At 67.5% G+C, this 14,711-nt stretch carries 12 protein-coding genes; all 12 read left to right on the top strand.

Annotated features, from left to right (window positions below):
* Positions 1 to 6 precede the first annotated feature (6 nt).
* The 12 genes from ACP69Z_RS00465 to ftsZ all read left to right on the top strand — a co-directional run bounded on the left by ACP69Z_RS00465 (position 7) and on the right by ftsZ (position 14,596).
* A complete protein-coding gene (locus tag ACP69Z_RS00465; protein WP_426265596.1) occupies positions 7 to 1,434 on the top strand; it encodes a UDP-N-acetylmuramoyl-L-alanyl-D-glutamate--2,6-diaminopimelate ligase in 1,428 nt (475 codons plus the stop codon).
* A complete protein-coding gene (locus tag ACP69Z_RS00460; protein ID WP_426265595.1) occupies positions 1,431 to 2,810 on the top strand; it encodes a UDP-N-acetylmuramoyl-tripeptide--D-alanyl-D-alanine ligase in 1,380 nt (459 codons plus the stop codon). Before ACP69Z_RS00465 ends, ACP69Z_RS00460 begins: the two co-directional genes overlap by 4 nt.
* Entirely contained in the window at positions 2,810 to 3,880 is a 1,071-nt protein-coding gene (gene mraY, locus ACP69Z_RS00455; protein ID WP_426265594.1) for a phospho-N-acetylmuramoyl-pentapeptide-transferase, read from the top strand. Before ACP69Z_RS00460 ends, mraY begins: the two co-directional genes overlap by 1 nt.
* Positions 3,877 to 5,232, top strand: a complete 1,356-nt coding sequence (gene murD, locus ACP69Z_RS00450; RefSeq protein ID WP_426265593.1) for a UDP-N-acetylmuramoyl-L-alanine--D-glutamate ligase — start codon at positions 3,877 to 3,879, stop codon at positions 5,230 to 5,232. The genes mraY and murD overlap by 4 nt, the downstream gene beginning before the upstream one ends.
* The gene (locus ACP69Z_RS00445) at positions 5,229 to 6,431 is read left to right on the top strand and encodes an FtsW/RodA/SpoVE family cell cycle protein (protein ID WP_426265592.1); all 1,203 of its coding nucleotides are present in this window, start codon (positions 5,229 to 5,231) and stop codon (positions 6,429 to 6,431) included. Before murD ends, ACP69Z_RS00445 begins: the two co-directional genes overlap by 4 nt.
* Positions 6,432 to 6,439: 8 nt before the next feature.
* Positions 6,440 to 7,606 (top strand): undecaprenyldiphospho-muramoylpentapeptide beta-N-acetylglucosaminyltransferase, encoded by a 1,167-nt coding sequence (gene murG / locus ACP69Z_RS00440; protein WP_426265591.1) that lies wholly within the window; start codon positions 6,440 to 6,442, stop codon positions 7,604 to 7,606.
* The gene (gene murC / locus ACP69Z_RS00435) at positions 7,603 to 9,033 is read left to right on the top strand and encodes a UDP-N-acetylmuramate--L-alanine ligase (RefSeq protein ID WP_426265590.1); all 1,431 of its coding nucleotides are present in this window, start codon (positions 7,603 to 7,605) and stop codon (positions 9,031 to 9,033) included. Before murG ends, murC begins: the two co-directional genes overlap by 4 nt.
* 2 nt (positions 9,034 to 9,035) lie before the next feature.
* Positions 9,036 to 9,971, top strand: a complete 936-nt coding sequence (murB, locus tag ACP69Z_RS00430; RefSeq protein ID WP_426265589.1) for a UDP-N-acetylmuramate dehydrogenase — start codon at positions 9,036 to 9,038, stop codon at positions 9,969 to 9,971.
* On the top strand, positions 9,968 to 10,903 hold the full coding sequence (locus ACP69Z_RS00425) for a D-alanine--D-alanine ligase (protein ID WP_426265588.1): 936 nt from the start codon (positions 9,968 to 9,970) through the stop codon (positions 10,901 to 10,903). The genes murB and ACP69Z_RS00425 overlap by 4 nt, the downstream gene beginning before the upstream one ends.
* A complete protein-coding gene (locus tag ACP69Z_RS00420; protein ID WP_426265587.1) occupies positions 10,900 to 11,814 on the top strand; it encodes a cell division protein FtsQ/DivIB in 915 nt (304 codons plus the stop codon). Before ACP69Z_RS00425 ends, ACP69Z_RS00420 begins: the two co-directional genes overlap by 4 nt.
* Positions 11,814 to 13,067, top strand: coding sequence for a cell division protein FtsA (gene ftsA / locus ACP69Z_RS00415; protein WP_426265586.1), 1,254 nt, complete (start codon positions 11,814 to 11,816; stop codon positions 13,065 to 13,067). The genes ACP69Z_RS00420 and ftsA overlap by 1 nt, the downstream gene beginning before the upstream one ends.
* Before the next feature lie 152 nt (positions 13,068 to 13,219).
* Complete coding sequence (gene ftsZ, locus ACP69Z_RS00410) at positions 13,220 to 14,596, top strand: cell division protein FtsZ (RefSeq protein ID WP_426265585.1); 1,377 nt, start codon at positions 13,220 to 13,222, stop codon at positions 14,594 to 14,596.
* Positions 14,597 to 14,711: the final 115 nt, after the last annotated feature.

Raw genomic sequence — 14,711 nt, 5'->3', positions numbered from 1 at the left:
TTCCCCATGCGATTGTCCGACCTTGTCGACGTCCAGCCGGGCGATGCCGCTGCCGTGGAAATCACGGGATTCGCGATCGACCATCGCAAGGTGGCGCCTGGCACGGTGTTCGGCGCGTTTCGCGGCTCGGCGCGCAACGGGGAGGACTTCATTCCTGCGGCCGTCGCGGCGGGCGCGGTGGCGGTGATCGCCCGGCCCGAGGCTGAGGTCGACGGCGCCCTGCATATCGCCGATGCCGAGCCACGCCAGCGCTTCGCCGCGCTCGCTGCCAAGTTTTTCGCGCCTTATCCCGAGACTGTGGTCGCGGTAACCGGGACCAACGGCAAGACTTCTACGGTCGAAATGACGCGTCAGCTATGGCGCATGGCCGGGCACCGCTCGGCGTCGGTCGGGACGTTGGGGGTCACCACCGCCGACGAGCAGGTCAAGACCGGGCTCACCACGCCGGACATCGTCACCTTCCTCAGCAACATCTCGGGGCTGAGGACGATGGGGATCAGCCACGTCGCGTACGAGGCGTCGAGCCACGGGCTCGACCAATATCGCAGCGAGGGGCTCACGGTGTCGGCCGCCGCCTTCACCAATTTCTCGCGCGACCATCTCGATTACCATGCTACGATGGACGCCTATTTCGAAGCCAAGATGCGGCTGTTCGATGAAGTCGTCGACGGCAGCGGGACGGCGGTGGTGTGGACCGGCGATCCCAAGAGCGCCGAGGTGGCCGAGCGCGCGCGTCGCCGCGGGCTGACTGTGCTGACGGTCGGGCCGGGGGGTGAGACGATCGACCTCAAGCATCGCACCGCAAGCCCGCTCGGCCAGACGCTGGTGCTGGGTCACGGCGGCAAGGAGTGGACGCTGAAGCTGCCGCTGATCGGCGCTTATCAGGCTGCGAACGTGCTGGCGGCGGCGGGGCTGGTGCTGGCGACCGGGGGCACCTGGACGGACACGCTGCGCGGGCTGGGGCGACTGGCCCCGGTGCGCGGGCGATTGGAGCGGGCGGTGATCACGCCGGCCGGAGCGCCGGTCTATGTCGATTACGCCCACACCCCCGATGCGCTGGAAGCCGCGATCGCCGCGCTCCGCCCACATGTCGAGGGCCGGCTGATCACCTTGTTCGGCGCGGGCGGTGACCGCGACGTCGGCAAGCGACCCGAGATGGGGCGGGTGGCGGCGACAGGCAGCGACCTCGTCATCGTCACCGACGACAACCCGCGGACCGAAGACCCGGCGGCGATCCGACGCGCGGTGATGGAAGGGGCTCCGGGGGCAAAGGAAATTGGCGGCCGCCGCGAAGCCATTGCCGCCGCCATCGCCGAAGCACGTGATGGCGACATCGTGCTGCTGGCCGGAAAGGGCCACGAAACGGTGCAGGTGATCGGCGATCGGGTCATGCCCTTCGACGATGCCGAAGTGGCGCGGGAGTGTGCGGCATGAGCGGGCCACTGTGGACCTCGGCCGAGATCGAAGCGGCGACCGGCGGCAAGGCGTCCGCGCCGTTCGAGGTGACCGGCGTCACCTTCGACAGCCGCGAGGTGGAACCGGGCTTCCTGTTCGTCGCCATGCCGGGCACGGTCGCCGACGGGCATGATTTTGTCGCCCGTGCGTTCGAGAAAGGCGCCGTCGCCGCGCTGGTCAGCCGGGCGGTCGAGGGCACGCACGTTCTGGTAGACGACGTGCCGAAGGCGCTCGAAGCGCTGGCCCTCGCATCGCGGGCGCGCATGAGTGGCAAGGTGTTCGGGGTCACCGGCTCGGTCGGCAAGACCAGCACCAAGGAAGCACTCGCCGCCGCGCTTGCGCGCCGCCATCCGGGCAAGGTCCACCGCTCGGTCAAGAGCTACAACAACCACACCGGCGTGCCGCTCAGCCTCGCCCGGATGCCGCGCGACAGCGTCTATGGCGTGTTCGAGATGGGGATGAATAACCGGGGCGAGATCGCCGCGCTCACCCGGCTGGTGCGGCCGCATGTCGCTCTGGTCACCGCCATCGCCCCGGCGCACATCGAGAATCTCGGCAGCATGGAAGCGATCGCCGATGCCAAGGGGGAGATCTTCGAGGGCCTCGAGCCCGAAGGCACCGCGATCATACCCAACGACACGCCCTATCGCGACCGCCTGCTCAAGGCAGCGCGGCGCTATGCCGAGACGATGGTGACCTTTGGCGCGGGCGATGCGGACGTCACCGCGCTGCACGCGGTGCGCGGCGACAAGGGCGGAAGCCTCGTTACCGCTCGCCTGCCGAGCGCCGATCTCACCTTCACCATCGCCCAGCCGGGCGAGCACTGGGTCGGCAACAGCCTGGCGGTGCTGGCCGCGGTCGACGCGGCGGGCGCGGACCTTGCTGCCGCCGGCCTCGCGCTGGGTGACATGGGCGGGCTCAAGGGCCGCGGTGAGCGGCACGAGGTTGCCGTCGGGGACGGCACTGCGCTGCTGATCGACGAAAGCTACAATGCCAATCCGGCCAGTATGGCCGCGACGCTCAAGACGCTTGCCGCCGAGCGGGTCGACGGGCGGCGGCTGGCAGTCTTGGGCACGATGCTTGAGCTCGGCAGCCACAGCGACGAAGCCCATGCGGGCCTTGCGCCGGCGGTGCTCGGCGCCGGGCTGGCCGAGCTGATTCTCGTCGGCGACGCAACGCGGCCGCTGGCGCAAGCGCTGGAGGGCAAGCTGCCGGTGACGCTCGTCGCCAATGCTGCCGAGGCTGCCGACGCGCTCCTTGCACGGCTCGCCCCGGGGGATGCCGTGCTGGTCAAGGCATCCAACGGGATCGGCCTTGCGTCCTTGGTCGAACGAGTGGCAGGGGGCCGCGCCTGATGTTCTACCTCGTCGCCGAATATCTGGGTTTTCCAGGGCTCCTCAACCTCATCCGCTACATCAGCTTCCGGGCTGGCGCGGCGACCGCGACCGCGCTCGCGATTGGGCTGATCATCGGGCCGTGGTTCATCAACATGCTGCGCGTGCGGCAGGGCAAGGGCCAGCCGATCCGCGCCGACGGGCCGCAGACCCATCTCGCCAAGCGCGGCACGCCGACCATGGGCGGCCTCTTGATCCTGGTTTCGGTGACGATCTCGTGCCTGCTGTGGATGGACCTTTACAGCCCCTATGTCTGGGCCTGCCTGCTGGTCACCGCCGGGTTCGGCGCGATCGGGTTTCTCGACGATTACGACAAGGTCAAGAAGGCGCATCACGCGGGCATTCCGGGCAAGGTGCGGCTGGCCCTGGAGTTCGTCATCGCGGGCTTTGCGACCTGGCTGATGGTGCGGGTGTCGGGGACCAACCTCTACATCCCCTTCGTGCAAGGGCCGGTGATGGACCTTGGCTGGTTCTACGTCATTTTCGGCGCGTTCGTGATCGTCGCCTTCGGCAATGCGGTGAACCTGACCGATGGGCTCGACGGCCTCGCCACCATGCCGGTGGTGATCGCGGCTTTGGCCTTTACCTTGATCGTCTATCTTTGCGGCGACGCCCGCTTCGCGCCTTATCTCGGCATTCCGCATGTGAAGGGCGTCGGCGACCTCACCGTCCTGCTGCTGGCGACGGTCGGGGCGTGTCTTGCCTTCCTGTGGTTCAATGCGCCGCCAGCGGCGGTGTTCATGGGCGATACCGGCAGCCTGGCGCTGGGCGGAGCGCTGGGCGCGGTTGCGGTCGCGGCGCATCATGAGTTCGTGCTGGCGCTGATCGGCGGGCTATTCGTGGTCGAGGCCCTCTCCGTCATCATCCAGGTCGCCGTCTACAAGCGCACCGGGCGGCGGGTGTTCCTGATGGCGCCGATCCATCATCATTTCGAGCACAAGGGCTGGAGCGAGCCGACGGTGGTGATCCGCTTCTGGATCATCGCCTTCGTGCTGGCGCTGGCCGGCCTCAGCACGCTGAAGCTGCGGTGATCACGGCGGAGGCCTGGAGAGACAAGAAATACGCCGTCTACGGGCTCGCCCGCTCCGGCCTCGCGACCGTGCGCGCATTGGTCGCGAGCGGGGCAGAGGTCACCGCCTGGGACAAGAGCGAGGAAGCGCGAGGAAAGGCTGAAGGTGCGGCGCTGCTCGACCTCGACACTGCCGACCTGTCGCAGTTCGACAGCCTGGTCGTCTCGCCCGGCGTGCCGCTCAACACCCACCCGATCGCCGCCCGGGCGCGTGCGGCAGGGGTCGAAATCATCGGTGACATCGAGCTATTTGCCCGCGCCCGGCCCGAGCTACCGCCGCACAAGGTGGTCGGGATCACCGGCACCAACGGCAAGAGCACCACCACCGCGCTGGTCCACCACATCCTCCAGACCGCCCGGGTGCCGACCACGATGGGTGGCAACATCGGCCTCCCGATCCTCGCGCAGGATCCGCTGCCGGAGGGCGGCGTCTATGTGCTGGAGCTGTCGAGCTACCAGATCGACCTCACCCAGAGCCTCGACTGCGATGTGGCGGTGCTGCTCAACATCACGCCGGATCATCTCGATCGGTACGAGAGCTTCGCGGCCTACAGCCGATCCAAGCGGCGACTGTTGGAGATGCAGTCGGCGAGCAGTTTCGGCATCCTGGACACCAGCAACGAAGAAGTCTGGCAGATCGAAGATGGCCTCGAGATGGGCGGGTGGTCTTACGCAGGGCAGATGGCCGACATCCATTTGACGGAGGTCGAACACTCCGGCGGGAAGTGGCTTGTCTTCGGGCTCGATGGCAACGCTGCCACTTTCGAGTTTGACCAAAGCAGGTGGCCGGCACTCCAAGGGCCTCATAATTGGAGAAATGCCTGCGCTGCCATTGCTGTGGCCGCTTGCCTTAAACTCGCTTCGAGCGACCTATACGAGGCTCTGGAGACCTACCCCGGCCTGCCGCACCGCATGGAGCGCGTGCGTGAACTGAACGGCACGCTCTTCGTCAACGATAGCAAGGCGACCAATGCCGAGGCGGCCGCGCCCGCGCTGGCCGCTTACCCGCGCATCCGCTGGATCGTCGGCGGGCAGGCCAAGACCAAGGAGCTCGGCAACACGGCTCGGCACCTCGACCACGTCGTCCGCGCCTACACCATTGGCGAGGCGGGACCGCTGTTTTCCAGCCTCCTGCGCGAACGAGGCGTCGACGTAATCGAGTCGGAAACACTGGAAAATGCGGTGAAATCTGCTGCGAGGGATTCACAGCCGGGCGAGACCGTTCTACTCTCCCCGGCCTGCGCTTCGTTTGACCAGTTCCGGGACTTCGAGGCGCGCGGGGAGGCCTTTAGGGCCTTGGTGGGGGCATTATGAACGGCGTTCTGGCGAAGGCCTTTCCGATCGACACGAGCAATCGCTACGGCCGCGCCGATCGCTCGGCCGTGGGCCGCTGGTTCTGGGAGATCGACCGCGTCCTTCTCGTGCTGGTCGCGGTGCTGATCGCGATTGGCCTAGTCGCCGTTGCCGCCGCCAGTCCGGCCGGCGCGCAGCGTTATTCGGGCGGCAACGTCACTTTCCCGCCGCTCTATTATTTCTACCGCCAGCTGGTGTGGCTGACCCTGTCGATCCCGGTGATGATCGTCATCTCGATGATGCCGCGCGAACGGCTGCGGCAATGGTGCCTGCTCGGATGCGCGGGATGCATCGGGGCGATGTTCCTGGTCCCGCTGATCGGGCCGGAAGTGAACGGCGCGCGGCGGTGGATCGGCTTCGGCTTCGCGCAGGTGCAGCCGTCGGAGTTCCTGAAGCCCTTCTTCATCGTCACCTTGGCGTTCATTCTCAGCCTCAAGGAAAAGGATCGGGGGTTGCCGGTGATGATCATCTCGGGCGGGCTGACCGCGCTGGTCGCGGTGCTGCTGATGATCCAGCCGGATTTCGGCTCAACCATCATCTTCGGCACGGTGTGGATCGTGATGATCGCGCTGGCCGGTGCCAATGTCCGCGCGCTCGGGCTGATGGGGGTGTGCGGGCTGGTCGGGATCGTCCTCGCTTATTTCTTCTACGACGTGGCGCAGGTTCGGATCGACGGCTTCCTGTTCGGCGAAGGAGATAATTTCCAGGTCGAGAATGCGATGCGCACGCTGACGGCGGGCGGCTTGCTCGGCATGGGACCGGGCGGCGGCACCCGCAAGTTCCACCTGCCCGAGCCGCATACCGACTACATCTTCTCGGTGATCGGCGAGGAGTTCGGGCTGATCGCCTGCATGGCGATTGCGGTGATCTACTGCGCGATCGTGGTGCGGGTGCTGGTCAAGCTGCTCGACGAGGATGAGCCCTTCGCCGTTCTCGCCGCCGCGGGCCTTGCCTGCCAATTCGGGCTGCAGGCGCTGATCAACATGGCGGTGAATGTGCAGCTTGCCCCGTCCAAGGGCATGACCCTGCCGTTCATCTCTTATGGCGGCTCGTCGATGCTGGCGCTGTCGATCGGCATGGGCCTGCTGCTCGCCTTCACCCGCACCAACCCGTATCTCAAGCGATCGCCCTATGTGGTGAAGTGGAGCGAGGGGCGCTAAGCGGACCCATGAACTTCGTCCTCGCGGCCGGCGGAACCGGCGGGCACATGATTCCAGCGCATGCGCTCGCCGCCGAACTCAAGGCACGCGGGCATGGCGTGCTGCTGATCACCGACGCGCGCGGATCAAAGATCCCCGGCCTGTTCGACGGCGTGCCGGTGCATATCCTGCCGGCCGGGCGGCTCGCCAAGACGCCGTGGGGCCTGCTGAAGGCGCTGCGCTCAGTCATGGCCGGGCGGCGCGAGGCCAAGACGCTGTATGCCAAGCACCGGCCCGACGCGGTGATCGGCTTCGGTGGCTATCCGGCGTTTCCGGCACTGCTGGCCGCCTCGTCGCGCGGCATTCCTACTGTGCTGCACGAACAGAATGCTGTGCTCGGCCGGGTTAATCGCCTGCTCGCCGGCGACGCGGCTGCGATCGCCACGGCCTATGAACAGGTCGAGCGGCTGAAGCCAAGCCACGAGATCAAGACCAGCCTGGTCGGCAATCCGGTCCGGGCCAGCATCGTGCGGCTGGGCGAACTGCCGTTCCCGGCGTTCGACGAGTATGCGCCGCTGAAGCTGCTGGTCACCGGCGGCAGCCAGGGGGCGACCGTGCTCGGCGAGGTAGTGCCCGCAGGTCTTGGCGAGCTTGGCGCTTCGCTGCGCCACCGCCTGCAGGTCGTCCAGCAATGCCGTTCCGACGACATCGAACGGGTGCGCGACACCTATCAGAAGCTCGGGATTCCCGCCGAACTGTCGACTTACCTCAACGACATGGATGCCAAGCTTGGCGAGTGTCACCTGATGATCGGGCGCGCTGGGGCCTCCACCATTGCCGAGCTGACCGCGGCCGGGCGCCCGTCGATCCTCGTTCCGCTGCCGATTGCGACCGACGACCACCAGACCGCCAATGCGCGTGAGCTGGCGCGGGCCGGCGGGGCGCGGATGATTCCGCAGCCGCAATTCACTCCGCAGGCGCTCGCCCGGCAGATCGAGGCGCTGGCCGACGATCCCGAGGCGCTGTCGAACGCCGCTGCCCGCGCGCTATCGGTCGGCCGTCCGCATGCGGCGCGCGATCTTGCCGATCTGGTCGAGCGGATCGGGCAGGGCGACCGCCCGGCGCTGATCGGCCGTGCCGTCAAGCCCGCCGCCGCACCGGCCGTCGCGCTGGCTCCGGCAGGAGCGGCGGCATGAAAGCGGTCGGCACCGACATCGGCACCATCCATTTCGTCGGCATCGGCGGCATCGGCATGAGCGGCATCGCCGAGGTGATGCACCACCTCGGTTACACGGTGCAGGGCTCCGATCAGGCGGAGAGCTACGTCACCGAAGGGCTGCGCAAGGCCGGGATTCCGGTGATGATCGGGCAGAGCGCAGATAATCTCGGCGATGCGACGGTGGTGGTCTGCTCGACCGCGATTCGGCCCGACAATCCCGAGGTCGAGGAAGCCGCCCGCCGCCGTATCCCCCGCGTCCGCCGCGCCGAAATGCTGGCCGAGCTGATGCGGATGCAGAACACGGTCGCGGTCGCCGGCACCCACGGCAAGACGACCACCACCTCGATGATCGCCGCCTTGCTCGACGCCGGCGGGCTCGACCCCACGGTCATCAACGGCGGGATCATCAACGCCTATGGCTCCAACGCCCGGCTCGGCAACGGCGAGTGGATGGTGGTCGAGGCGGACGAGAGTGACGGCAGCTTCCTCCGGCTCGACGGGACCATCGCGGTGGTCACCAACATCGATCCCGAACATCTCGATCATTATGGCAGCTTCGACCGGGCCAAGGATGCGTTCGTCGAGTTCGTCGAGAACGTGCCTTTCTATGGCCTAGCGGTCATGTGCATCGACCATCCGGAGGTCGCCAATCTGCTCAGCCGGATCAAGGACCGGCGGGTCGTCACTTATGGTTTCTCCGCTGCCGCCGATCTGCGGGCGGAGAATGTGGTGACGCAAGGCGGCGTGACCCGCTTCGACGCATTGGTGCTGGAACGCTCGGGCGAGCGGCGGCGGATCGAAGGGATCGCGCTGCCGATGCCAGGGCGGCACAATGTCCAGAATGCGCTGGCCGCGGTGGCGGTGGGGCTCGAGCTCGGGCTCAGCGACGAGCGGATTGCCGGCGGGTTCGAGCGGTTCGGCGGGGTCAAACGCCGATTCACCCGCGTCGGCGAAGTCGATGGCACGGTCATCATCGACGATTATGCCCACCATCCGGTCGAGATCCGTGCCGTCCTGTCCGCTGCCCGCGACAGCACGAGCGGGCGGGTCATCGCCGTGGTCCAGCCGCACCGTTTCACGCGCCTGCGCGACCTGATGGAAGACTTCGCCAACGCCTTCATCGAGGCCGACGCGGTGCTGGTGGCGCCGGTTTATGCCGCGGGCGAAGAGCCGATCGAGGGCGTCGATGCCGCCGCGCTGGCGGACGGCATTCGCGCGCACGGGCACCGCATGGTGCAGACGGTGGACGGCGCCGCCGATCTCGCCCGCACGCTCCGCGACCTTGCCGCGGACGGCGATCTCGTCATCTGCATGGGCGCCGGCGACATCACCAAGTGGGCGGCCGGGCTGGCCGCTGCCGTGGAGCACGAACGCAGCCACAAGGCCGAGCCGGCGCACGCATGACCATGGCCGAGACCCTTCATCAGCCCGAGGTGCGCGGCCGGCTGACGCCGCAGGCTCCGTTGGCGCCGTTGGTGTGGTTCAAGTCGGGCGGCGCGGCAGAGACGTTGTTCGAGCCGGCCGATGTCGCCGACCTCCAGGCGTTTCTCCGTGATCTCGACCCCGTGACGCCGGTAATGGCGCTTGGTCTCGGCTCCAATCTTATCGTCCGCGACGGCGGGGTGCCCGGCGTGGTGGTTCGCCTCGGAAAGCCGTTCGCCAAGGTGCGGCGCGTGGATGAGGTGACGCTGGGATGTGGCGGCGGAGCGAGCGGGATCCTTGTGTCGTCTTCGGCGCGCGATGCGGGGATCGGCGGGATCGAGTTCTTGCGTTCGATTCCCGGCACGGTCGGCGGCTTCGTCCGGATGAACGGCGGCGCTTACGGACGCGAGGTGAAGGACATCCTTGTCGAAGCGCAGGTCGTGCTGCGCTCTGGCGAGCTGGTGACGCTCAACAATGCCGACCTCGGCTACACCTATCGGCACTCGGCGCTGCCCGACGGTGCGATCGTCGTCTCCGCCACCTTCCGCGGAGAACCCGCCGAGCCCGCCGCAATCCAGGCCGAGATGGATCGCATCGCCGCCAGCCGCGAAGCCAGCCAGCCGCTGCGCAGCAAGACCGGTGGATCGACCTTCAAGAACCCGCTGCCGAAGAAAGCGTGGGAAGTCATCGATGCCGCCGGTTGCCGCGGCCTCACAATCGGCGACGCGCAGGTCAGCGAGAAGCATTGCAACTTCCTCCTCAACCTCGGTACCGCGACCAGCGCGGATATCGAAGCGCTTGGCGAGGAAGTCCGTGCCCGGGTACGTCAGCACAGCGGCACCGAGCTCGAGTGGGAAATACAGCGTGTCGGCATGCCTGCCGAGCACGCCAAACAGGAACGCGTGGGAGTGAAGGCGTGAGCGCTTTGAACAAGGACCTGAACGTCGTCGTCCTGATGGGCGGCTGGTCCTCCGAGCGCGAGGTGTCGCTGATGAGCGGCAAGGGCGTCGCCAACGCGCTTCGCGAGCGGGGCTGGGCCAACGTCACCGAAGTCGACATGGACCGCAACGTCGCGCAGGTGCTGGCCGGCATCCGCCCCGACGTCGTGTTCAATGCGCTGCACGGTCATCCGGGCGAAGACGGGTCGGTGCAGGGCATGCTCGACCTGATGCAGATTCCTTATACGCACAGCGGGCTCAGCACCTCGGCGATCGCAATCGACAAGGAGCTGACCAAGCTGCTGCTGGTCCCCGCCGGCGTGCGCATGCCACAAGGGACGATGGTTCGCTCCGAGACCCTGTACGAGCGCGACCCGATCCCCCGGCCGTATGTGCTGAAGCCGGTCAACGAGGGCTCCTCGGTAGGGGTCGCCATCATTCACGAAGGCGGGAACCACGGTTCGCCGATCGGACGCGGCACGCCGGGGCCGTGGAACGACTTCGACGAGTTGCTCGCCGAACCCTTTATCAGAGGCCGCGAGCTGACCGTTGCGGTGCTGGGCGACGAGGCTTTGTGCGTCACCGAGCTCAAGCCCAAGGCCGATTTCTACGATTTCGCCGCCAAATATACCGACGGCCTGACCGAGCATGTCTGCCCGGCCGAGGTGCCCGCGGATATCGCGCAGGCGATGCTCGACATGGCGCTGACCGCCCACCGCGCGCTCGGCTGCAAGGGCGCGAGCCGGTCGGACTTCCGCTGGGACGATGAGCAGGGTGAGGAGGGACTTTATCTTCTCGAGGTCAATACCCAGCCCGGCATGACGCCGCTCAGCCTGGTGCCGGAACAGGCCAAGCAGCGCGGTATCTCGTACGGCGAGCTGGTCGAACGGATCATCGCCGAGGCGCTTCAGTGAACGCGCAGACCATTCGCCGCCCTGCTGCGTCAAAGGGGCGTGGAGGCGCCAAGTCGCGCCCGCGCAAGGCGCCGGTCAAGGCCGCGCCGTCCCCTTGGCCCGAGGGGAGCGGTAAGCTTGCGCGCTACGCCTTCATCGCCTTGGTTGCGGTGATGGCGATCGTCGCGCTGATCGCGCTCGACCTGCCGGGCAAGGCGCTCCGCGCCACCGGTGCCGCCACGGGTGAGGCCGGGTTCAAGGTCGCGAGCTATCAGATCGTCGGCATCAAGAACCTTGATCGCCGCAAGGTCGATGCCGTCGTGACCGATGAGCTTCGCCGCGCCGCCGAGGAAGCGCCGATCGGCACGGACGAGCCGGCGCAGGCGCTGGTCGATCTCGACCGCATCCGCGACAGCCTGCTGCAATTCGGCTGGGTCAAGGATGCCCGCGTCTCGCGCCGCTTGCCCGACGGGCTGGTGATCGATCTCATCGAGCGAACCCCGACGGCGGTGTGGCAGCATCAGGGCCGCCTCAACCTTATCGACGGGGAGGGCGTGGTGCTCGACGCAGTGCGGGTCGACAAGATGCCCGACCTGCCGCTGCTGATCGGTCCGGGCGCCAACGCGCAGGCGGTGCCGCTTCGCCGCATGCTCGACAGCGTGCCGACGCTGAAGCCGCAGCTTGCCTCCGCCAGCTGGATCGGGGGGCGCCGCTGGGACTTGAGCTTCGCCACTGGCGAGACCGTTTCGCTTCCCGAGACCGCCGCCGCCGCGACCAAGGCGCTGAAGCGTTTCGCCAAGATGGACCGCTCGGTCGGCCTGCTCGGCCGCGACATGATCCGCTTCGATCTTCGCGTGCCCGGCAAGATGATCGTCCGGGTGCCGCCGGGTGCCACCCCGCCGCCCGCCGGCACCGTGGAGCCCGCGAACTGATGGCCAAGCACGATGCGCCGCTGTTGATCGGCGCCCTTGATATCGGATCGTCCAAGGTCTCGGCGCTCGTCTGCACGCTGGACGAGGAAGGCCGCCCGCGGGTGCTCGGCACCGGCCAGCGCCAGAGCCGGGGGGTGAAGCGCGGCTTCATCACCGACATGGAAGCGACCGAGGTCGCCGTCCGTGAAGCGGTTGAACAGGCCGAGCGGATGAGCCAGCAGAATATCGAGGACGTGTGGGCGAGCTATGGCGCCGGCGGTCTCAGCAGCGGCCTCGCCACCGTCGAGGTCGAGATCGGCGGCCACCAGGTCGAGCCGAGTGACGTCGATGCGCTGCTGGAAAGCGGCCGCGGCGCCGTCGACCGGCCGGGCCAGGTCGTGCTTCACGCGACGCCCGCGCTCTACACCATCGACGATGTGCATGGCGTCCGCTCACCGGTCGGGATGCACGCCAGCCGGCTGGGCGTCGACATCCATGTGATCGCCGCCGACGAAGCGCCGTTGCGCAACGTCGACCTGACCATCCGGCAGGCGCATCTTGGCGTTCGGGCCATCGTCGCTTCGCCGGTCGCGGCGGCACTGGCCTGCCTCAGCAGCGAGGAGCGCGATCTGGGCGTGGCGTTGGTCGAGCTCGGCGCCGAGGTCACCAACGTGTCGCTTCACGCCGGCGGCATGCTGGTTGCGCTGCGCTCGATCCCCCTGGGCGCCAAGGACATCACCGACGACATTGCCGCGGCGTTCGGCGTGCGCCGCCGGGATGCGGAGCGGATCAAGTGCTTCCACGGTTCGGCCATGACGAGCCCGCGCGACAATCATGAAGTGGTGGAAGCGCTTCCGATCGGGTCGGAGGACGGGACCGAGCCGCTTCGAATCAGCCGGGCGCAGCTGATGACCGTGATCCGCCAGCGGGTCGAGCGGATCACCGCCGAGATCGACGAGGCGCTGAAGGACATGGGTTTCGTCAAACCCGTTGGCGGGCAGGTCGTGCTGACCGGCGGCGGGGCGGAGCTCAAGAATATCGCCGACTATATGCAGGGCGTGCTCGGCCGCGCAGTGCGGGTCGGCCGGCCCCGCGCGATCACAGGCTTGCCCGATGCGCACAGCGGGCCGGCGTTCAGCAGCCTGGTCGGTCTGGCGCTGCTGACCACCCAGCAGCGGGTCGACGACCTCGTCTTTCCGCGGCAGGCAAGCGGGCGCACGGGCGGCGGCCTCATCGCCCGGATGGTCTCGATCATGCGCGGAACCAAGGCCTGAACGTCCCAAGCCGGGACGATTGAGTCCATTGCGACACGCTTCGCCCGAAAATCGGCACAAGAGTTAACATTTCCGCTTGTGCCGCACAGAGCGGTGAATCATAGATTCACGCTTATAAGTTCAACGCGTTGATGAGCGGGGGTCCATTCCACATGAGCATCGATTTTGTCAGGCCGGCGGTCGACGAGCTGAAGCCCCGCATCACCGTCATCGGTGTCGGCGGAGCGGGCGGCAACGCCATTGCCAATATGATCAACGCCGACGTCCAGGGCGTCGATTTCGCGGTTGCCAACACCGACGCGCAGGCGCTCAACGCCTCGTCTGCCGATCGCCGCATCCAGCTTGGTCACAAGATCACGCAAGGCCTCGGCGCCGGCGCGCGTCCGGAAATCGGCCGTGCCGCGGCTGAAGAAGCGATGGAAGAGATCGAGCGGGCGCTGGAAGGCGCGCACATGTGCTTCATCGCCGCCGGCATGGGCGGCGGCACCGGCACCGGTGCGGCTCCGGTTATGGCCAAGGCCGCCCGCGACAAGGGCATCCTGACCGTCGGCGTCGTGACCAAGCCGTTCGCGTTCGAGGGCAGCCGCCGCACCCGCGCCGCCGAAGCCGGCATCGCCGAGCTGCAGCAGCACGTCGACACGCTGATCGTTATCCCGAACCAGAACCTGTTCCGCCTCGCCAATTCGGACACGACCTTCAAGGAAGCGTTCCAGATGGCCGACGAGGTCCTCCAGCAGGGCGTTCGCGGGATCACCGATCTGATGGTCATGCCGGGCCTCATCAACCTCGACTTCGCCGACGTCCGTTCGGTGATGGGCGAGATGGGCAAGGCGATGATGGGCACCGGCGAAGCGTCGGGCGACAACCGCGCCATCGAAGCGGCCGAAAAGGCGATCAGCAATCCGCTGCTCGACGGTGTCAGCATGAAGGGCGCCAAGGGCGTCATCATCTCCATCACCGGCGGCGAGGACATGCGCCTGATGGAAGTCGATGAGGCCGCCAGCCACATCAAGGAGCTGGTCGACCCCGACGCCAACATCATCTGGGGTTCGGCGTTCAACAACGACCTCGACGGCAAGATCCGCGTGTCAGTGGTCGCCACCGGCATCGAAGCCGAGGAAGCCACCAAGCCGGTTCCGAGCACCAGCGGCCAGACCGCCAGCACCAAGGTGTTCACCTTCCCGGCCCGTAGCGCCACCGCCACGCCGGCGCCGGCCCCGACCGCGACGGCCGCTGCTCCGGCGCCGACTGCTGCCGCTGCGCCGGCTCCGCTCGATCTTGGTGACGAGGGCAGCGACGAGCTGCTGCTCGACAACGAGGACATCCTGACCAGCCCGGTCGGAACCCCGCCGATCGCACCGCCGGTCGACGAGGAAATCCCGGCGCCGAAGCGCGAGGCTGGCACCCTGTTCGAACGGATGAGCAGCATGGCCCGCGCTGGCGGCAAGGTCGAGGACGAGCCCGCGCCGAGCCTCCGCCGCGAGCCGCTCGACATCCCGCGGTTCCTGAACCGTCAGGGCAATCAGTAAGCGATCTTCTCGCTCAGCGAGCAACAAGGGGGTCGGGCGCCATGCGCTCGGCCCCTTTGTCGTTTCGCGTCTCTCCATTCATCCGCTCAGGCTCACGCCTCATCGTTCAGGCGGC

The sequence above is a fragment of the Sphingomonas sp. LHG3443-2 genome, from assembly GCF_049896405.1.
Lineage (GTDB): Bacteria > Pseudomonadota > Alphaproteobacteria > Sphingomonadales > Sphingomonadaceae > Sphingomicrobium.
Note: the sequence above shows the minus strand (reverse complement) of the source record. Positions and strands in the feature narration are given on the sequence as shown.

Bases quoted from the DNA above. Each gene is read 5' to 3' on its own strand.
- murB (WP_426265589.1), top strand. From the start codon at position 9,036: ATGGCCGAGACCCTTCATCAGCCCGAGGTGCGCGGCCGGCTGACGCCG.
- ACP69Z_RS00465 (WP_426265596.1), top strand. From the start codon at position 7: ATGCGATTGTCCGACCTTGTCGACGTCCAGCCGGGCGATGCCGCTGCC.
- murG (WP_426265591.1), top strand. From the start codon at position 6,440: ATGAACTTCGTCCTCGCGGCCGGCGGAACCGGCGGGCACATGATTCCA.
- mraY (WP_426265594.1), top strand. From the start codon at position 2,810: ATGTTCTACCTCGTCGCCGAATATCTGGGTTTTCCAGGGCTCCTCAAC.
- ACP69Z_RS00460 (WP_426265595.1), top strand. From the start codon at position 1,431: ATGAGCGGGCCACTGTGGACCTCGGCCGAGATCGAAGCGGCGACCGGC.
- murC (WP_426265590.1), top strand. From the start codon at position 7,603: ATGAAAGCGGTCGGCACCGACATCGGCACCATCCATTTCGTCGGCATC.
- ftsA (WP_426265586.1), top strand. From the start codon at position 11,814: ATGGCCAAGCACGATGCGCCGCTGTTGATCGGCGCCCTTGATATCGGA.
- ACP69Z_RS00445 (WP_426265592.1), top strand. From the start codon at position 5,229: ATGAACGGCGTTCTGGCGAAGGCCTTTCCGATCGACACGAGCAATCGC.
- ftsZ (WP_426265585.1), top strand. From the start codon at position 13,220: ATGAGCATCGATTTTGTCAGGCCGGCGGTCGACGAGCTGAAGCCCCGC.